We start from the raw sequence: 16,484 nt of genomic DNA, 5'->3' as shown, positions 1-16,484 counted from the left end.
AAATACTAAAATTTTATTTATCCCCACTTAACTTTGTTCAAAAATTCTAGAAAGTGCCGCATAAAGTTCAGGATGGTTCTTTTGAAATTTTGCTGGATTTTCAAAAAAGTATTCGGAGGCAACAGCAAAAAACTCGCCGGGATTGGTCATGCCGTAAGTGTCAATATCGGACGTATGTTCTTTTATCTTGTTAATTTCCTCCCGTATTAAATTCATAAAAGGAATTACGGCAGCCTTATCCAATAAATAAGTCGGGACACCGTCCACTGTACCGTCTGTTTTGTCGATGAGATGCACAAATTCGTGGATCGCAGTATTCTGCCCATCATTTGGGTTTTCAAAACCATATTCCAAAGCCGATTTAGATAAAATCATCTGCCCATTCATCGCGCCCTCTCCTACCATGCCCATAATATTCCGGTCTGCATGCCCTTCGAACTGATAATCCGCATTAAAGTGTGATGGGTAGACCATAATATTGGTCAAGTTTGGATAACTCCATTTCTTAAAAGCAAATATCGGAATAATTGCACTAGCAGCAATGAGCATATAATCTTTCAATTCCAAGGTTACTCCCACGCCTTCAATCTTGACCGCATCCAAAAATGCCAAACAGCGTGTTTCAAATTCCTGTTTATCAGCAACCGAAAGATGACGATAGTAGGCAACCTCCTGTTCCAGGATGTTTTTCCCCTCATCACTCAAAACACGTTTAATTGCCTTATTATTTTTAGCCGTACGATTCAACAGGTAATAGACAACATAAATCACTACTGGTATGAGCAGTATAATAAAAATCTTTTCCAACATATTATTTTATCTTTATCCAACCGGGATCTCTGGCCTGCAAATTACGCAAAAAGCCTTTAAAATGAGATGTCCCAAATAAGATTAAAATTTTCTGCTGTGGGGCATCAGCCACCAGGGAGGCTAGATTTTCTTCTCTTTGCTGCATAACAAATTCTTTGTCAAACTTATTTTTGAGTGCTGTTTTTATCGGTTTACAGTTGTAAGGTTCATTTAGTGGGGTATTGTAGTCGCAGGCATCCAGCTGTATGGTACCATAACGGAATTCAAAATCATCCAGTAATTTATTTTTAGGAATATCAGCGTTGACAGCAGTTTCATAATTGACCAGAAAAAAAGAATAATCAGGCTGGCTGATAACACGCTGTCCCAGTTTGCGATACAAAGGGGCCCTCAATACGCGGGCGGTATCTCCGGGAGTTTCAATACATTGTTGCAATCCAAGGCGATTACCGGTCAATTTTCTGAACTTGCGGTCGTAAAGGTCGCGTTGTGCTGCGCTATCTACCTGATAAGCGATACTTTCATAAAAAACGACATATCCTGATTTTTGAAGTGAATCTACAGCGGCCTGTATCTGATCATAATATACGCGCGTTCCTAAATGCCGCATCGGAATATAAATGATACGACGATCGCCGTTATGGAGTTCAAATTTCCGTGACGCATCCCGCAAAACGCCTGTACTCTGTACCATTAGGGAAGTATTACAGGCAGCAAGTGCGATGAGCACAAAAAGTAGGGAGATAATCTGTTTTAACTGCATTTTTTTATTACAATAACATGCAATTATAACAATATATTATCTCCCTTGTTTAATAAATTTACACTATTGTCAGCCCGATGGTGGTACCACTTGGGATAACGGCATTTTTCTTGATGACCACGATGCCATCACACACCGTGTAAGTCTGATGGTTAGCATCCAATAAATGAGGACCACCATTGATGCGAACATCATTTCCAATGCGACAGTTCTTATCCAGAATGGCATTTTCGATATAGCAGCGTTCGCCTACACCTACGATAGGCATATTTTTTCTTTTAGCTTCGTCCATATCTGAAAAGTCCTCGTAATAGTCTGATCCCATCATATAGGTTCCCCGTACCACCGAACCGATACCGATACGTGAACGCACACCGATCACGGAACGGTCAACCTTATCCGCATGGATAATACATCCATCGGAAATAACGGAGTTGATCAACGTTGTCCCCGAAATCTTAGATGGCGGTAACATACGTGGTCGTGTAAAAACCGTATTTTTATCAAAGAGGTTAAAGGCGGGGATATTATCGGTCAGCCCAATATTGGCTTCATAAAATGAGCCGATCGTTCCGATATCTGTCCAATAACCTTCATATTGGTAACTGAGCACTTTTACATGTTCAATCGCATCCGGAATAATCTCTTTTCCAAAATCCATCCCACTATTTTCCTCCAGCAGGCGTTTTAGTATACCTTTACTAAACACATATATCCCCATAGATGCCAGGTATTCACGCCCCTCCGACTTCAAATGGTCGTTCACTTCTGAACTCCAGTCCGCCAGTTGCTCGCGATTGGGCTTCTCTATAAACGAGGTAATGTGGTTGTGTTCATCCGATTTAAGAATTCCGAATCCTGTTGCATCTTTGCCGTTGACAGGAATGGTCGCAATTGTCAAATCGCCTTCATTCTGCACATGAAAATCCACCAGTGCATCAAAATCCATCTGATAAAGCTGATCCCCTGACAAAATTAAGACATAGTCATAATCTATGCTTGCCAGCTTCCTGAAGGATCTGCGTACGGCATCTGCTGTACCTTCAAACCATTTGTCACCATCATTAGTCTGTTCGGCCGCTAAAATATCGACAAAACCCTTACTAAAAATACTAAAGTTGTATGTATTCTTAATATGCGAATTCAATGAGGACGAATTGAACTGTGTCAACACAAAAATCTTATTAAATCCCGAATTAAGACAATTCGAGATGGGGATATCAACCAAGCGATATTTTCCTGCAATAGGAACAGCTGGTTTAGACCGTTGGTCGGTCAACGGATATAGACGCGAGCCTCTTCCTCCGCCCAAGACGATAGCTACTACATTGTGATGTGACATATCAAATTAAATTAATTGGTTATATAGACTTATGTATTTCGCTGCGGATTTGTTCCAGGAAAAATCCAAATTCATTATTTTGTGCTGGTTGTCCTCAAATTCAGACCTATTTTCATAGTATTCAACCGCCCGGATAACCGCCTTTCTGATTTCAGCCACCTCAAGCGACTCAAAACCGATCCCGTATCCATTGTTTTCCAGATCGATGACCGTATCTTTCAGACCACCCACATAGTGTACAATCGGCAAGGTGCCATATCTCATGGCATAAAGCTGATTGAGGCCACAGGGTTCAACCCGCGAAGGCATCAAAAGAAAGTCTGCGCTTGCATAAAGCCAGTGTGCAAGATTTTCATCATAACCAAAGAACACATCAAAATTTTCTATCTTTTCATCCACGAGCATTTTTACCCGCGACTGAATTGCCGGATCCCCGGCTCCCAGTATAAATATACTCAATCTGTCCGAAAAATTTTCGGTCAAATCCAAAATTATATCCGGCAACAAATCAGCGCCTTTTTCGGTCGCAAAACGCCCTATAAAGACGAGCAGAGGGAGCGTCGGATCAATTTCATACTGCTGCGCCAGTGCCTGCTTATTTTTAAGTTTACCGGCAAAAGCTGAAGCAAGATCATAATTTTCAATCAAGGTATAGTCTTTATCCGGACTCCAGATATCCCAATCAATTCCATTGACGATACCGACGGACTTGTGACGCTCATCATAAAACAGATGCTGAAGACCATTTGCCTCCACATAGAGTTCCTCAAGATACCCTTCCGACACGGTCGTGTAGGCATCACAGCACTTAATCAATGCAGCAAGTGGATTGATCAGACCATCCCAATCCAAGAGCCCCCATTTCCAGCTGTCGAATCCGGGCAATAGAATCGCCTTGCTCCAATGTGTCCAGCCCTGGTATTGACCGTTGTGTACTGTCGCAACAGTCTTCACTCCGGCAAGGAAATTATATTCATTGCTATACTTCATCAGAAAAGGCATCAAGCCAACATGATGATCATGGCAATGCACGATATCTGGCACGATTGCTTTCGCTTTGAACCAGTTTAATACGGCATGCTGAAAAGCGATAAACTGCTCCCCTTCATCCGGATAACAATAAACTTCCTGACGATCCAGTTTACCGGGTATTTTTATCAAATAGAGTTCAAAACCGAGTGTGTTTTCTTTTTCTTTAAAAACAGAATAGTTCAATAATTCAGACCCTTGATAAAAACTTCCCTCTTGAATTACATCAAAGGAATGCTCCCTAACAAATGGGCGATCATACCAGGGCATGATCACCGCCGCTTCCACGCCAAGTTTAGTTTGATACTTGGGCAATGCACCAACGACATCCGCGAGACCACCAACCTTGGCGATTGGGTAACATTCGACACTTAAATGAAATACTTTCATCTGTACATATTTTTCCTCCATCGCTCAGATGGAACTTATCCTATTAAAATTTACTTTTACCGACCTCTCTGGTCTGGGTACATCGCCCTAGACAGGGATACGTTCCGCAGACTTTACTGGAGCGGTTTCTTTCCGATCCTTCTTACGTTTGAGGATATAACCACCAAGCGGTGGAAGATCCACCTGAGCAGACTGTGACCGATTCATCCAATGCAGCTGTTCACTTGCCACATGCTGGCTGCAGACTCCTGAACCGAAATAATGGAGATCATCCGAACTCAACACCACTTCCCATTCACCGGAATAAGGCAAACCTATTCGAAAATGTTCGCGGACAACGGGTGTCAGGTTAATCACGATTACCGTATCATCCCAGGAATCAAAAGCTTTACGCCAATAGACCAAAACCGAATTTTCCCGGTCGCCGGCATCTATCCATTCAAATCCAGATGCATCAAAAGCTTTTTGAAAGAGGCTGGGCTGCTGTCGATACGTCGCATTTAAGTCTGCCACAAATTTTTTCATTCCCTGATGCGGCATAAATTCCAGCAGATGCCAATCGAGCGATTGATTCACGTTCCATTCAGACGTTTGGCCAAACTCGCCCCCCATAAACAGCAGTTTGGTTCCTGAAAAAGTATACATAAACAGGTATAAAGCCCTCAGGTTGGCGAATTTTTGCCATTCATCACCAGGCATTTTATATATCAGCGGCTGCTTTCCATAAACGACTTCGTCGTGCGACAAAGGAAGCATGAAATTTTCGTGAAATGCATATACTGTAGCGAAAGTAATACGATCATGATGATATTTTCTATTGATCGGGTCTTCCTTAAAATAATCCAGTGTATCGTGCATCCACCCCATCATCCATTTCATCCCAAAGCCTAAACCGCCGGCATAGGTAGGTTTACTCACACCTGGCCAGGATGTAGACTCTTCAGCGATCGTCTGTACATCTGGAAAATGGGCATAAACGGCCTCGTTAAATTCCTTTAAGAAGTGTACGGCCTCGAGGTTTTCATTACCACCAAACTCATTCGGAATCCATTCACCCGCATTCCGGCTATAGTCTAGGTATAACATCGAAGCCACAGCATCAACACGCAGCCCATCAATATGAAAGCGATCTAGCCAATAGAAGGCATTGCTAATCAGAAATGAGCGCACTTCATTGCGTCCATAATTAAAAATATAGGACTGCCAATCTGGATGAAAACCCTTTCGTGGATCTTCGTGTTCATAAAGACTTGTACCATCGAAGCGATAAAGTCCATGCGCATCACCAGGGAAATGTGAAGGTACCCAATCCAATAATACCCCAATTCCGGCAGCATGGAGCGCTTCTATGAGGAACATTAAATCCTGCGCCGAGCCATAACGCGAGCTTGCAGCAAAATAGCCTGTAATCTGATATCCCCATGAGGGGTAATAAGGGTGTTCCATCAAAGGCATAAATTCTACATGCGTAAAATTCATTTCCTTGACATAAGCCACAAGCTGTACAGCAATCTCCCGATAGTTTAATAGCGTATCTGGGCTCTCAGGATCTCTTGCCCATGAGCCAAGGTGCAGTTCATAGACCGACCAGGGCTGGTCCAGTCTATTTTTTACGATACGCTCCTTCATCCAGTTTCCGTCATTCCATTCATACCAATTTGAATGGACAATGGATGCCGTTTTAGGTGCTACCTCCCATTTGAATGCGAATGGGTCGCCTTTCTCTAGCTCTTCCCCGGAAGAGCTCTGGATGCAATACTTGTAAGTTTCACCATTGGCTATTCCGGGAATAAAACCTTCCCAGATTCCACTTGTGTCCCAGCGGACATTTAGGGGATGACTCCCCTTGTCCCAAAAATTGAAGTTTCCCGTTACGGAAACGGATTTTGCATTTGGGGCCCAAACCGCAAAATAAACGCCTCTTTCACCCTCCACTTCCAGTTCATGCGAACCAAATTTTTCATACAGTTTGAAGTGCCTGCCCGCCTGGAACAGTGCAACATCAAATTCCGAAAAAAGACTATGCGGTATTACTTGATTGGCCATGTTTAACCCTCGATCAATATGTTGTCAAATTCACGTGCGACATTAATCCAATATCGCCCCTGTTCATCCTGTTGCACTTTCGTCTCTATTCCATCTGTTTTTACTTTTTTTACCGCAAATGGAAGCCCGATCAATTGAAGCTTATACTCTTCGTACCGCTCGGTAAATAACCCGTCTCGGGTCTGTTTGATTGACAGGGAGTCTTTCAATCCGGACACTGTAAAGCATTTCTCCAGATAAATATCCTGCTCATACGCAAAGGTATCACCATGATCGGAATAGACGTAAGAACGATGCACGCCCTCCGAAAAATAGATATTCAATTGCAGTTCCTCTACTTTCTTTTCTCCGGTATACTGCATGACGGGATATTCCGGAATAACGGATCCACCACGAATAAATAGTGGCATTTCATCCAAAGGTGTTGCAATGGTATGTTCCTTGCCGCCCACATATACCGCGTTACTGAAATAATAGAACCAATCTCCTGCGGGAAGATAGACAACCTTGCTTTTCTGGCCAGGTTGCAATACCGGCGACACCAATATTTTATCGCCAAAACAGAACTCCTCTTCCCGCTGCCAATTGGTTGGAATATGCTGCTCAACCATTGAAATAGGACGTAAGATCGGATAGCCGTATTTGGTCTGTTCCCAAAAACAGGTGTAGATATAAGGTAAAAGCTGATAGCGCAGCTCAATAAACTTTTTATTTATTTTTTCCCAGTCTTCACCGAAGCTCCAGGGCTCTCGGTCGCGGGTATCCCCTGCGGAATGTACACGCATAAATGGTGAAAAAACACCAAACTGCATCCATCGCGTAAAGAGTTCACCATCCGGTTCCCCAGTAAATCCGCCAATATCGGTTCCACAGAAAGACATTCCTGAGGTGGACAAGCGCTGCAACTGTAAAGTCCCTAGTTTGAGATGTTCCCAGCTGGCTAAGTTATCTCCCGTCCATACCGAAGAATAACGTTGTGTACCGGCATAAGCCGCCCGTGTAATGGTAAATGGCCTTTTATTCTTATACAGCTTCTTTAAGCCATCATAGGTCGCACGCACCATCTGCATGCCGTAGACATTATGTGCTTTTCGATGCGATCCGCGATGGCCATCATATTGATGCCTGACATCATCCGGAAATGTTCCACGACCAAAAACTGCAGGTTCATTCATATCATTCCAAAAGCCTGCAACCCCGTCCTCCACTAAACCCTGGTATAAAGTCCCCCACCACTGCCGAACTTCAGGGTTCGTAAAGTCAGGAAATTGACAGCGTCCGGGCCAAACAAATCCTTCCATAAAATAATCATCGCCCCTTCGACAGAAATATCTATTCTCCTTTCCTTCTCTAAACACCCAGTAGTTTTCGTCAACCTTAATTCCCGGATCAATCATGACGACCGTCTTAAAGCCTTCATTGGCAAGGTCGGCAATCATTTTCTTGGGATTTGGAAAATATTGCTTATTCCAGGTAAAGCAGCGATACCCATCCATATAGTCAATATCCAAGTAAATGGCATCACATGGGATCTGTCTTTTACGGAATTCTTCGGCCACCTTACGTACGTTCGCTTCGGGGTAATAACTCCATCGGCATTGATGGTACCCAATAGCCCATAATGGTGGTAAATAATGTGTGCCGGTCAGGGTATGGTACCTCCGGATTACATCAATAATATGAGGGCCATGAATATAATAATATTGCAATTCACCACCCTCAGACCAGAAACTAGTCTTACCCTGATCCTCTGCAGCAAAGTCGAAATAGGTTTTAAAGGTATTATCAAAGAAAATACCGTAGGCTTCCCCATCTTTCAATCCGATGTAAAAAGGGATTGTTTTGTATAAAGGATCCTGATCGTAAGCAAATGCATAAGTGTCCGAATTCCAATTTTTTAATCGCTTGCCGCGAAGGTTAAGTTTGGTCGCCTTGTCGCCTAAGCCATAAAATGCTTCGTTTTCAAAAGCTATTTTTGTACTATAGACATAATATCCGCCAAAGTCGGGATTTTCCTCCCAATGCATCGGTGCCTGATCCGCATTAAACAATTTCCCTGCCCTATCCGAGAAAGAAATCAAAAAATCTTCTTTATTGATCCGGCAGGAGATCGTGTTCGTATGCACACTATAGTGATCTTCTTCCTCTTTACACTGATGGATGCTGACGCGATGATCTTTCTTTGCCAATGCATAGGAAAAATCCTCTAAAAACGTTCCTTGTGGCGCCAATCGAACACGAACAATCTCATCAGTTACGATCTTAATCTCAACTTTCGCCTTGCCATCGGAAAAATAGTATGATTTATCGTTTTGGTTGTGGGATACAACATTTTCGAGGTATTTCTTTTCAATTTTGGGCAGATCCAATACCGGATTATTCACATGATGCATACTCTCCAAAGTACCATCATTTTCTTCCTCGTTTAGTGTGGTTTGATTTAGGTTGTCGTCTTCAAGCATAGCTGTGTTATATTAAATGTTTCTGAAGGCTTAATTCCTCTTTAAGATAGAAAAATTATCCCGCGCCGACAACAAATCATTAAAAAAAAATCCCGCCAACTAAAATGGGCAGGATTGTTTGTATCAAATGAATCTATCTTTACTATTTTATAAAATGAGCACGGAGCATCCAGGCCATTTTTTCATGTTTTTCCAATAAGCCGACCAAAAAATCTTCGGTACCATTATCAGCTGTATCCTCGACAGCTGCAATATCAGCGCGAATCGACATTGCAATAGATTCATGATCCGTTAATAGCTCTTTATAATAAGATTGGCTGTCCGTCTTATCGGAAGTAGACTCTGTCAAACGTGTTAATTTCAGATATTTGTCAAATGAGCCCACGGCATAATGACCCAATGTACGAACACGCTCCGCAACTTCATCAATCACTTCGGCAAGCTCATCATATTGCGATTCTAAAAATAAATGGGCCGCATGAAAATCAGGTCCCTCGACATTCCAATGTGCGTTTCGGGTTTTCATGTAAATAATGTGCTCATCGGCCAATAAGACATTGAGCAATTTCGCAACTTTTTTTAAGTCGGCATCTTTAATTCCAATTGAAGTTTTCATATTGTGTTTATTTGTTAACTATATCTTTTAATCGCTTAGTTAAATTTACCCAAAAAAGCAGGGAAAACAAAAAAAAGAGGCGTTAAAATGTCATTTCAATAGCATAATAACCGTATTTTTGCGGGCAGATTATTATTGAAGGGAATACTGTGGGTACTTTAGACAACAAGCCTTATTTTCATGCATTCAAGGAGGATATTTCGGGCATCGAACTCCCCTTACGGTTCACTTTTCCATTTTGCTATGAACCGCATCCGCTAGCCATTATTGCTGCGCAAGAACTCCAGGCCTACCTGGAGACACAAAATGAGTGGACACATAACTTTGGTCTAGAAGAAAATAATGATGGTCTTGCCATAGGCAAGATGTTTGGGATATTGGTTGTCCGCGATCAGCAGCATCGCCTCGGATATCTTGCGGCCGTATCAGGCAAGCTTGCAGGCAGCAACAAACATAGCTACTTTGTGCCCCCTATTTTTGACATGCTGGAAAAAGATGGCTTCTTTTTGAATGAAGAAGTACACTTAAATGCGCTCAACAGAAAAATTGAACTCCTGGAAAACAGTGCGGAACTGGCACAAACAAAAAGCAATCTCAATAGATTAAAAGACCAATGGGATACAGCGCTTGACCTGCTCAAAACAAAACTCAGAAGTCAGAAAAAAGAACGTAAGGAAACCCGAACCAGATTACGTCCCATCCTGTCAGACGAAGCGTATGAAACACTGATGAAAGATATGCGTAGCCAAAGCTTAAAGGACAAACAAGAACTTCAGCGCTATCAATATGACATGCATCTGGCCCTGGAATCGGAAAACCTTAAGCTTCAACAATTGCTTTCCGATATTTTGGCAATGAAAGAGGAGCGCAAGACGCGGTCGGGCAATCTGCAAAGACAACTTTTTGAACAATATAATTTTCTGAATGCCGAAGGGCAACCCAAGAATGTCATTGCCATTTTTCAGGATTTTGATCAAAGTACACCTCCTGCGGGTTCTGGAGAATGTGCTGCGCCGAAATTATTGCAATATGCCTATAGCCACAATCTTACCCCCATCGCATTGGCCGAATTCTGGTGGGGCTGTTCCCCGGCTTCCGAAATTCGCAGACATAAAAACTATTATCCGGCCTGTCGTAAAAAATGTGAACCTATTCTGGGTTACATGCTTCAGGGGCTTACGGTCGATCCGAATCCTATGCAACAGGAAACAACCCTGCAAACGGAACTCCCGCAGATCTATGAAGATGAAGATATTATCGTCTTTAACAAACCCGCAGAGTTTTTATCAGTTCCCGGAATCTATGTTAAAGATTCCGTCTATAACCGTGTCCTCAAACGCTATCCAAATGCCGGCCCAATTATTATCCATCGGCTGGATATGTCCACTTCGGGACTTTTGGTTGTAGCCAAAAACAAGATGGCACATCAATTTATACAAGATCAATTTATACAACATACCATAACGAAGGAGTACATTGCTTTACTCGATGGTGTTATTGAAAAGGAATCGGGGCTGATTGATCTGCCCCTTCGCGTGGATTTAGACGACAGGCCCCGACAAGTGGTCTGTTATACCTATGGAAAACCTGCACAGACTAAATGGGAAAGAATCGCAATTGAAAATGGCCAAACACGCGTTCGATTCTATCCTTTAACAGGCCGGACACATCAACTCCGTATGCACGCCGTACACCCGGACGGCCTGAATACACCTATCGTCGGCGATGATCTATACGGCAGAAAAGCAAATAGATTACACCTTCATGCTGCTTTTATTAAGTTTATACACCCGGGCTCCAGACAGGAAATCACCTTTGAAATCCCACCTGATTTTTAGCACGATTGACTATATCGTTACAAAAGTCAGCAAATATGTGACTGGAAAATCATCGTGAAGTCAAAATGTGGACGTTAAATTATTGACCTAAATCAATAATTTAATACAAACAACTGGAAAACAATTACTTAAACCTCAAAAGAAGAAAGTACGTTTCCTTTATTACATTACAATAAAATTTTAAATATTCTTAATTTTTTGTTTCCTTTGTTCACTGATTTTTTGATTTTAATACTTATAAAGTCAGAAATAAAGTAAAAACAAGAAAACAATTTTGAATTTTCAAGATTATAGCAATATAATGGAAGCTAAAATAAACGCACAAACCTTCATAAATAAACTCTTTTTCTCGATAACATTCTTGCTATCAGCATCTCTGGCATTCGCACAGACCAAAACGGTTACGGGTACGGTCAAAGATGCAAAGACAAAAGCCCCCATTGCTTACGCCACCGTTGCGGTCGTGGGCGCGCCTGCTGCTGCAGGAACCTCAACATCGACCAATGCAAATGGAGAGTTTAGGCTGGTTTTTCCAACATCTTATGTCAAAATCAGAGCAAGCTATGTTGGTTATGACAATAAGGATGCTTTCGTTACCAATGATGCTGTTCAGACCAAGGAAATCCTGATGGATGCACAGGATAATATGCTGGAGGAAGTTGTTGTCAAAGCCAAAAAGAAAAAATACAGCAACAAAGACAATCCTGCCGTTGCTCTAATCCGTAAGGTGATTGAAAATAAAGATAAAAACCGACTGTCGGGACAACAATATGCTGAATTTGACCAATATGAGAAGATGTCTTTGGGATTGAGCAATCTTTCAGAAAAATTCGTCAACAAAAAAATCTTTAAAAACTATCAATTTCTTTTCGAAACAGATGATTCGGCTAAAACCGCCAATAAATATGTTTTGCCGGCTTTTATCGAAGAGAAAATGTCCAAAGTGTACTACCGTAAAGATCCGAGCAAAACCAAACAATATATTTTGGGGGATCAACGCGCGCAGTTTGACCCTAAATTTATAGATAATGATGGTCTGGCAGCCTATTTTAATAAACTCTACGAACAAGTTGACATCTATGACAACAATATTTCATTGGTAACCAACCAGTTTTTGAGTCCGATTGCGAATTCTGCACCGACATTTTATAAATTTTTCATTACCGATACCATCAAAACGTCCCAACCCTGGCTGGTTGAATTGAGCTTCGTTCCCCGCAATAAAGCAGATATGTTGTTTAAAGGACAATTATATGTTACCCTCGATGGCAATTATGCTGTTCAAGGAGCGAATATGACTGTTGCGGATGATATCAACCTAAATTTTGTACGCGATCTTCAGGTTCAGCTCAAATTTGAAAAAGACAGTAAGAGCAGATTCTACCTGAAGACAAGTACATTGGGAATTGATTTTTCATTAACTGAAAAAGGAATGGGTATCCGCGGAAGCCGAACGGTCGATTATAACAACTATAAAGTTGGTGTGCAACAACCCGATAGCATTTACGACGGTCCATCAACAGTCATAGCTTACAATGTTGAGAATAAAAAAGCGACAAAGTCCTTATTTGAAACACAACGTCCTTTAGCTTTGGCACAGAATGAACTAAATATCTACCACAATATAGATACTTTACAGAAAATCCCTTCTTTCAGAACCTTCATGGATATCGCGGCCTTGGTGCTTTCGGGTTACAAACAAGCCGGTCCGGTGGAAATTGGTCCAGTAAATACATTCTACAGTTTCAACCCTGTTGAAGGCTTTCGCTTACGTGTGGGGGGGCGTACGACCGAATCACTGAGCAAACGCTTTTATGCAGAGAGTTATGCGGCCTATGGATTCAAGGATCAGAAATGGAAGTATTTTTTCAGCGGGACTTATGCCTTTAACAACAAGTCGGTATACTCCTTCCCTATGCACTATGTCAGGGCCTCCTATAAGAAAGATACCAAAATTCCGGGACAAAAGCTCGAGTTTATTCAGGAAGACAACTTTTTGCTATCCTTCAAACGTGGTGATAACGACCGATATATCTACGAAACCAACTATGGACTGGAGTATAAAAAAGAATTCTTGAATCACCTGGCTATTGGTGCTGGATTTAATATCAACAAACAGTCCCCAGCTGGCAGCCTGACGTACCAAATGTTGGATGAAAATGGACAAAACAAATTGTTCAACGAATTAAACACAACAGAACTATCGGTTAACTTTAGATACGCACCGCATGAGGAATTTTACCAAGGTAAAATCTATCGGACTCCAATATTCAATCAATACCCGATATTCACGTTCAATTATACCGCTGGGATAAAAGGTCTGGCAAAAGGAGAATATAATTACCATAGTTTTAACGTAGGCGCATTCAAACGTTTTTATTTAAGTCAATTTGGTTTTGCTGATGTAACCGCCGAAGGAAACTATATCGCAGGAAAAGAGATACCATTTCCCTTCCTGACAATCCACCGTGCAAACCAGACTTATGCATACCAGTTAAACTCGTACAACTTAATGAACTTCCTGGAATTTGTCAGTGACCACAACGCTTCCATTAACGTACAATACTACATGAATGGATTCCTATTGAATAAAATCCCACTGATCAAAAAGCTGAAGTTACGTGAGGTATTTAGTTTCAAAGGTGTATACGGTGGTCTTCGTAAAGAAAATGATCCAGACGACCCTAATTACGGCTCTAAAGTGTTTGCATGGCAACGCAATGCACAAGATATCCAAAGCTCATATACCTTCGGTTCTGAGCCTTATATGGAGGCCAGTATCGGTTTGGCCAACATCTTTAAAATTTTGCGTGTGGACTACGTCAAACGTCTGAATTATCTTGACCATGTGGATGCTCCAGCCTGGGGAATCCGTGCACGGGTTAGATTTGACTTCTAATAGTTTCCGTAAATTTATAGTATAATTTTGAGGCCCTGTCAATGAAAAAAATGACAGGGCCTTTTTTCTTATTTACAGCGTCTCCCATTTGATCCTTATCCCATGGTATTTCCCCATCTTTCTTTGTCGATTTATCCGATTGCGGTTCGGCTAGACGAAGAATCCCAAAAACTTTAACCCTTGCTGACTCCGAGTTCGGGAGTTATTCGGGTCATATTTGCATCTGATTCGGGACAGATTCGCCTCTGCTACTAGGTGTGAGCGTGATGACTACGCAATGAGTATCTGATAAATGCGTCCGAGACTCGGACTCAACACGGACTCATCATGGACTCAATACGGATTCACCCCGACTTTAGGGCGAATTAGATACGACACTGTGCCGAAGCGTTGCCGAAGCCTTGGCGAAACGAATTCGATGGTGAACGAAAGAATCCCTAGAAAAGTATTATATTAAGAAGCATTGCAGGATCGAAAAACTAAGCTTTACGCAAAAAAAATCCCCCTTGCAAACCGCAAAGGGGATAAAATTAGCATATGACGATGGTTAGTTTTTCTTTTTGAATGCATCTACACCGCTCTGTAGAAATGCTTTGTATTGTTCAACATTGTAATTTGCCCCACTTTGAGGAACCAGCACCTGACCGTTTGGATCAACAATCACATACAATGGCTGCGAATTACTATTGAATGCGGAAGCTTGAAAATCGCTGTTTTTGTTTCCGATAGTCTTAATTTTTTTATTGCTGTATGCAGAAACTATCTGCTCATTGACAGGCAATTCAGTTTTATCATCCACAAATAACTCGGCCATTACAAACTCTTCTTTCAACAACTTGGCTACCGCAGGATCTGTCCATACATTTGCCTCCATTTTGCGGCAGTTAACACAATTCCAGCCTGTAAAGTCAATCAAAACAGGCTTATTAAGCTCTTTCGCCGTTGCTAAAGCCTGATCGTAATCATAATAGGGATCGAAGCCTTTTGGTGTACCACGCTCGTGAAAAATCTCAGCGTATTTTTTGACTTTTCCATCCGTATGCGCAGCAGGACTACTGCCAACTCCAGTGGATAAATCAAAATCCTGGGTTGCCGATGGGGGCAAAAAGGCTGAAATAGACTTTAAGGGAGCTCCCCATAAACCGGGAATCATATAAATCACAAAGGAAAAAACAACAATAGCGAGTATTGTTCTCGGAACAGACAGAAATTTGAGGTCGCTATCGTGGGAAAACTTAATTTTACCAATCAGATAAAGCCCCATCAAACCAAATACGGCGATCCATAAAGAGAGGAACACTTCTCTGTCCAACCAGTTCCAATGGTAAGCCAAATCTACATTCGACAAAAATTTCAATGCCAAAGCCAGCTCCAAAAAACCAAGCACCACTTTTACACTGTTCAACCAGCCACCTGATTTGGGCAGCGATTTAAGCATTGATGGGAACATGGCGAATAGGCCAAATGGAATAGCCAAGGCAATGGAGAACCCCAACATACCTATGGCTGGCCCCAATCGTTCACCTTTTGACGCTGCTTCCACCAGGAGCGTTCCGATAATCGGACCGGTACAGGAAAACGACACCAAAGATAAGCTAAATGCCATAAAAAATAGACCTACAAGTCCTCCTTTATCCGACTTGGCATCCATTTTATTGACAAAAGAGCTCGGCAAGGTAATTTCAAATGCACCAAAGAAAGAGGCCGCAAATACCACCAACAGCAAAAAGAAAATAAAATTAAAAATCCCATTGGTCGAAAGGGCATTGAGTGCATCAGAACCAAATGCAATGGTAATGATCATGCCCAAAGCGACATAAATCACGATAATAAATAGTCCGTACAATAAAGCCTTACTTATGCCACTGGCGCGACTACCGGACTGTTTAGTGAAGAAGCTTACGGTCAAAGGAAGCATCGGAAATATACAGGGCATCAATAAGGCCGCGAAGCCCCCGACCAAGCCTGCAATAAAAATACTCCAAAGTGACTTTTTTCCACCCTCTGCCGGACCAACGGTTTTAGCAGTGGCAGCTACCATCGTCTTACTGGAGTCTACACCAGCTGTAACAGTGTCAGGAGACTCTTCAAAAGATAATGAATCCGGGCTGATGGTACCATCCGTGAATTCGATACCTTCCGGGCTAACCGTACTGTCCTGCTGCGCAAACATAGCAAGAGGAAAAATGAGCAGGAATAAAAGGGTTAATAGTTTAAAATTAGTTTTCATCAGAATATCATGTGTTTTTCATAATTTATTTTGCTTTGAGACCTGTTCATTTGTTCTTG

General features: G+C 41.9%; 10 protein-coding genes. 2 read left to right on the top strand and 8 right to left on the bottom strand.

Translation table 11 applies throughout. From position 1 onward, the window contains the following. Positions 1 to 27: 27 nt before the first annotated feature. The 7 genes from HMAT_RS01615 to HMAT_RS01585 all read right to left on the bottom strand — a co-directional run bounded on the left by HMAT_RS01615 (position 28) and on the right by HMAT_RS01585 (position 9,458). Positions 28 to 810, bottom strand: a complete 783-nt coding sequence (locus HMAT_RS01615) for a zinc-dependent peptidase (RefSeq protein WP_104381071.1) — start codon at positions 808 to 810, stop codon at positions 28 to 30. Between the two features lies 1 nt (position 811). After that, the gene (locus HMAT_RS01610) at positions 812 to 1,573 is read right to left on the bottom strand and encodes a hypothetical protein (protein ID WP_104381070.1); all 762 of its coding nucleotides are present in this window, start codon (positions 1,571 to 1,573) and stop codon (positions 812 to 814) included. A gap of 58 nt (positions 1,574 to 1,631) precedes the next feature. Then, positions 1,632 to 2,915 (bottom strand): glucose-1-phosphate adenylyltransferase, encoded by a 1,284-nt coding sequence (locus tag HMAT_RS01605; RefSeq protein ID WP_104381069.1) that lies wholly within the window; start codon positions 2,913 to 2,915, stop codon positions 1,632 to 1,634. Between the two features lie 6 nt (positions 2,916 to 2,921). Continuing rightward, positions 2,922 to 4,334: a glycogen synthase gene (locus HMAT_RS01600; protein WP_104383253.1), complete on the bottom strand. Its 1,413-nt coding sequence runs from the start codon at positions 4,332 to 4,334 to the stop codon at positions 2,922 to 2,924. 87 nt (positions 4,335 to 4,421) lie between these two features. Continuing rightward, complete coding sequence (gene glgB / locus HMAT_RS01595; protein WP_104381068.1) at positions 4,422 to 6,380, bottom strand: 1,4-alpha-glucan branching protein GlgB; 1,959 nt, start codon at positions 6,378 to 6,380, stop codon at positions 4,422 to 4,424. 2 nt (positions 6,381 to 6,382) lie between these two features. Continuing rightward, positions 6,383 to 8,842 carry a glycoside hydrolase family 31 protein gene (locus HMAT_RS01590; RefSeq protein ID WP_104381067.1) on the bottom strand — a complete coding sequence of 820 codons (2,460 nt, stop codon included), beginning with the start codon at positions 8,840 to 8,842 and terminating at the stop codon, positions 6,383 to 6,385. 142 nt (positions 8,843 to 8,984) lie between these two features. After that, on the bottom strand, positions 8,985 to 9,458 hold the full coding sequence (locus HMAT_RS01585; protein ID WP_104381066.1) for a Dps family protein: 474 nt from the start codon (positions 9,456 to 9,458) through the stop codon (positions 8,985 to 8,987). Positions 9,459 to 9,607: 149 nt separating this feature from the next. On the opposite strand from HMAT_RS01585, the gene HMAT_RS01580 reads away from it, so the two are divergent. Then, positions 9,608 to 11,296, top strand: a complete 1,689-nt coding sequence (locus HMAT_RS01580) for an RluA family pseudouridine synthase (protein ID WP_104381065.1) — start codon at positions 9,608 to 9,610, stop codon at positions 11,294 to 11,296. Positions 11,297 to 11,597: 301 nt separating this feature from the next. Then, entirely contained in the window at positions 11,598 to 14,195 is a 2,598-nt protein-coding gene (locus HMAT_RS01575) for a DUF5686 family protein (RefSeq protein WP_104381064.1), read from the top strand. Between the two features lie 547 nt (positions 14,196 to 14,742). Here HMAT_RS01575 and HMAT_RS01570 read toward each other — a convergent pair. Further along, positions 14,743 to 16,425, bottom strand: coding sequence for a protein-disulfide reductase DsbD (locus tag HMAT_RS01570; protein ID WP_104381063.1), 1,683 nt, complete (start codon positions 16,423 to 16,425; stop codon positions 14,743 to 14,745). Between the last annotated feature and the right edge of the window lie 59 nt (positions 16,426 to 16,484).

It is taken from the genome of Sphingobacterium sp. HMA12 (assembly GCF_002933815.1).
Classification (GTDB): domain Bacteria; phylum Bacteroidota; class Bacteroidia; order Sphingobacteriales; family Sphingobacteriaceae; genus Sphingobacterium.
Note: the sequence above shows the minus strand (reverse complement) of the source record. Positions and strands in the feature narration are given on the sequence as shown.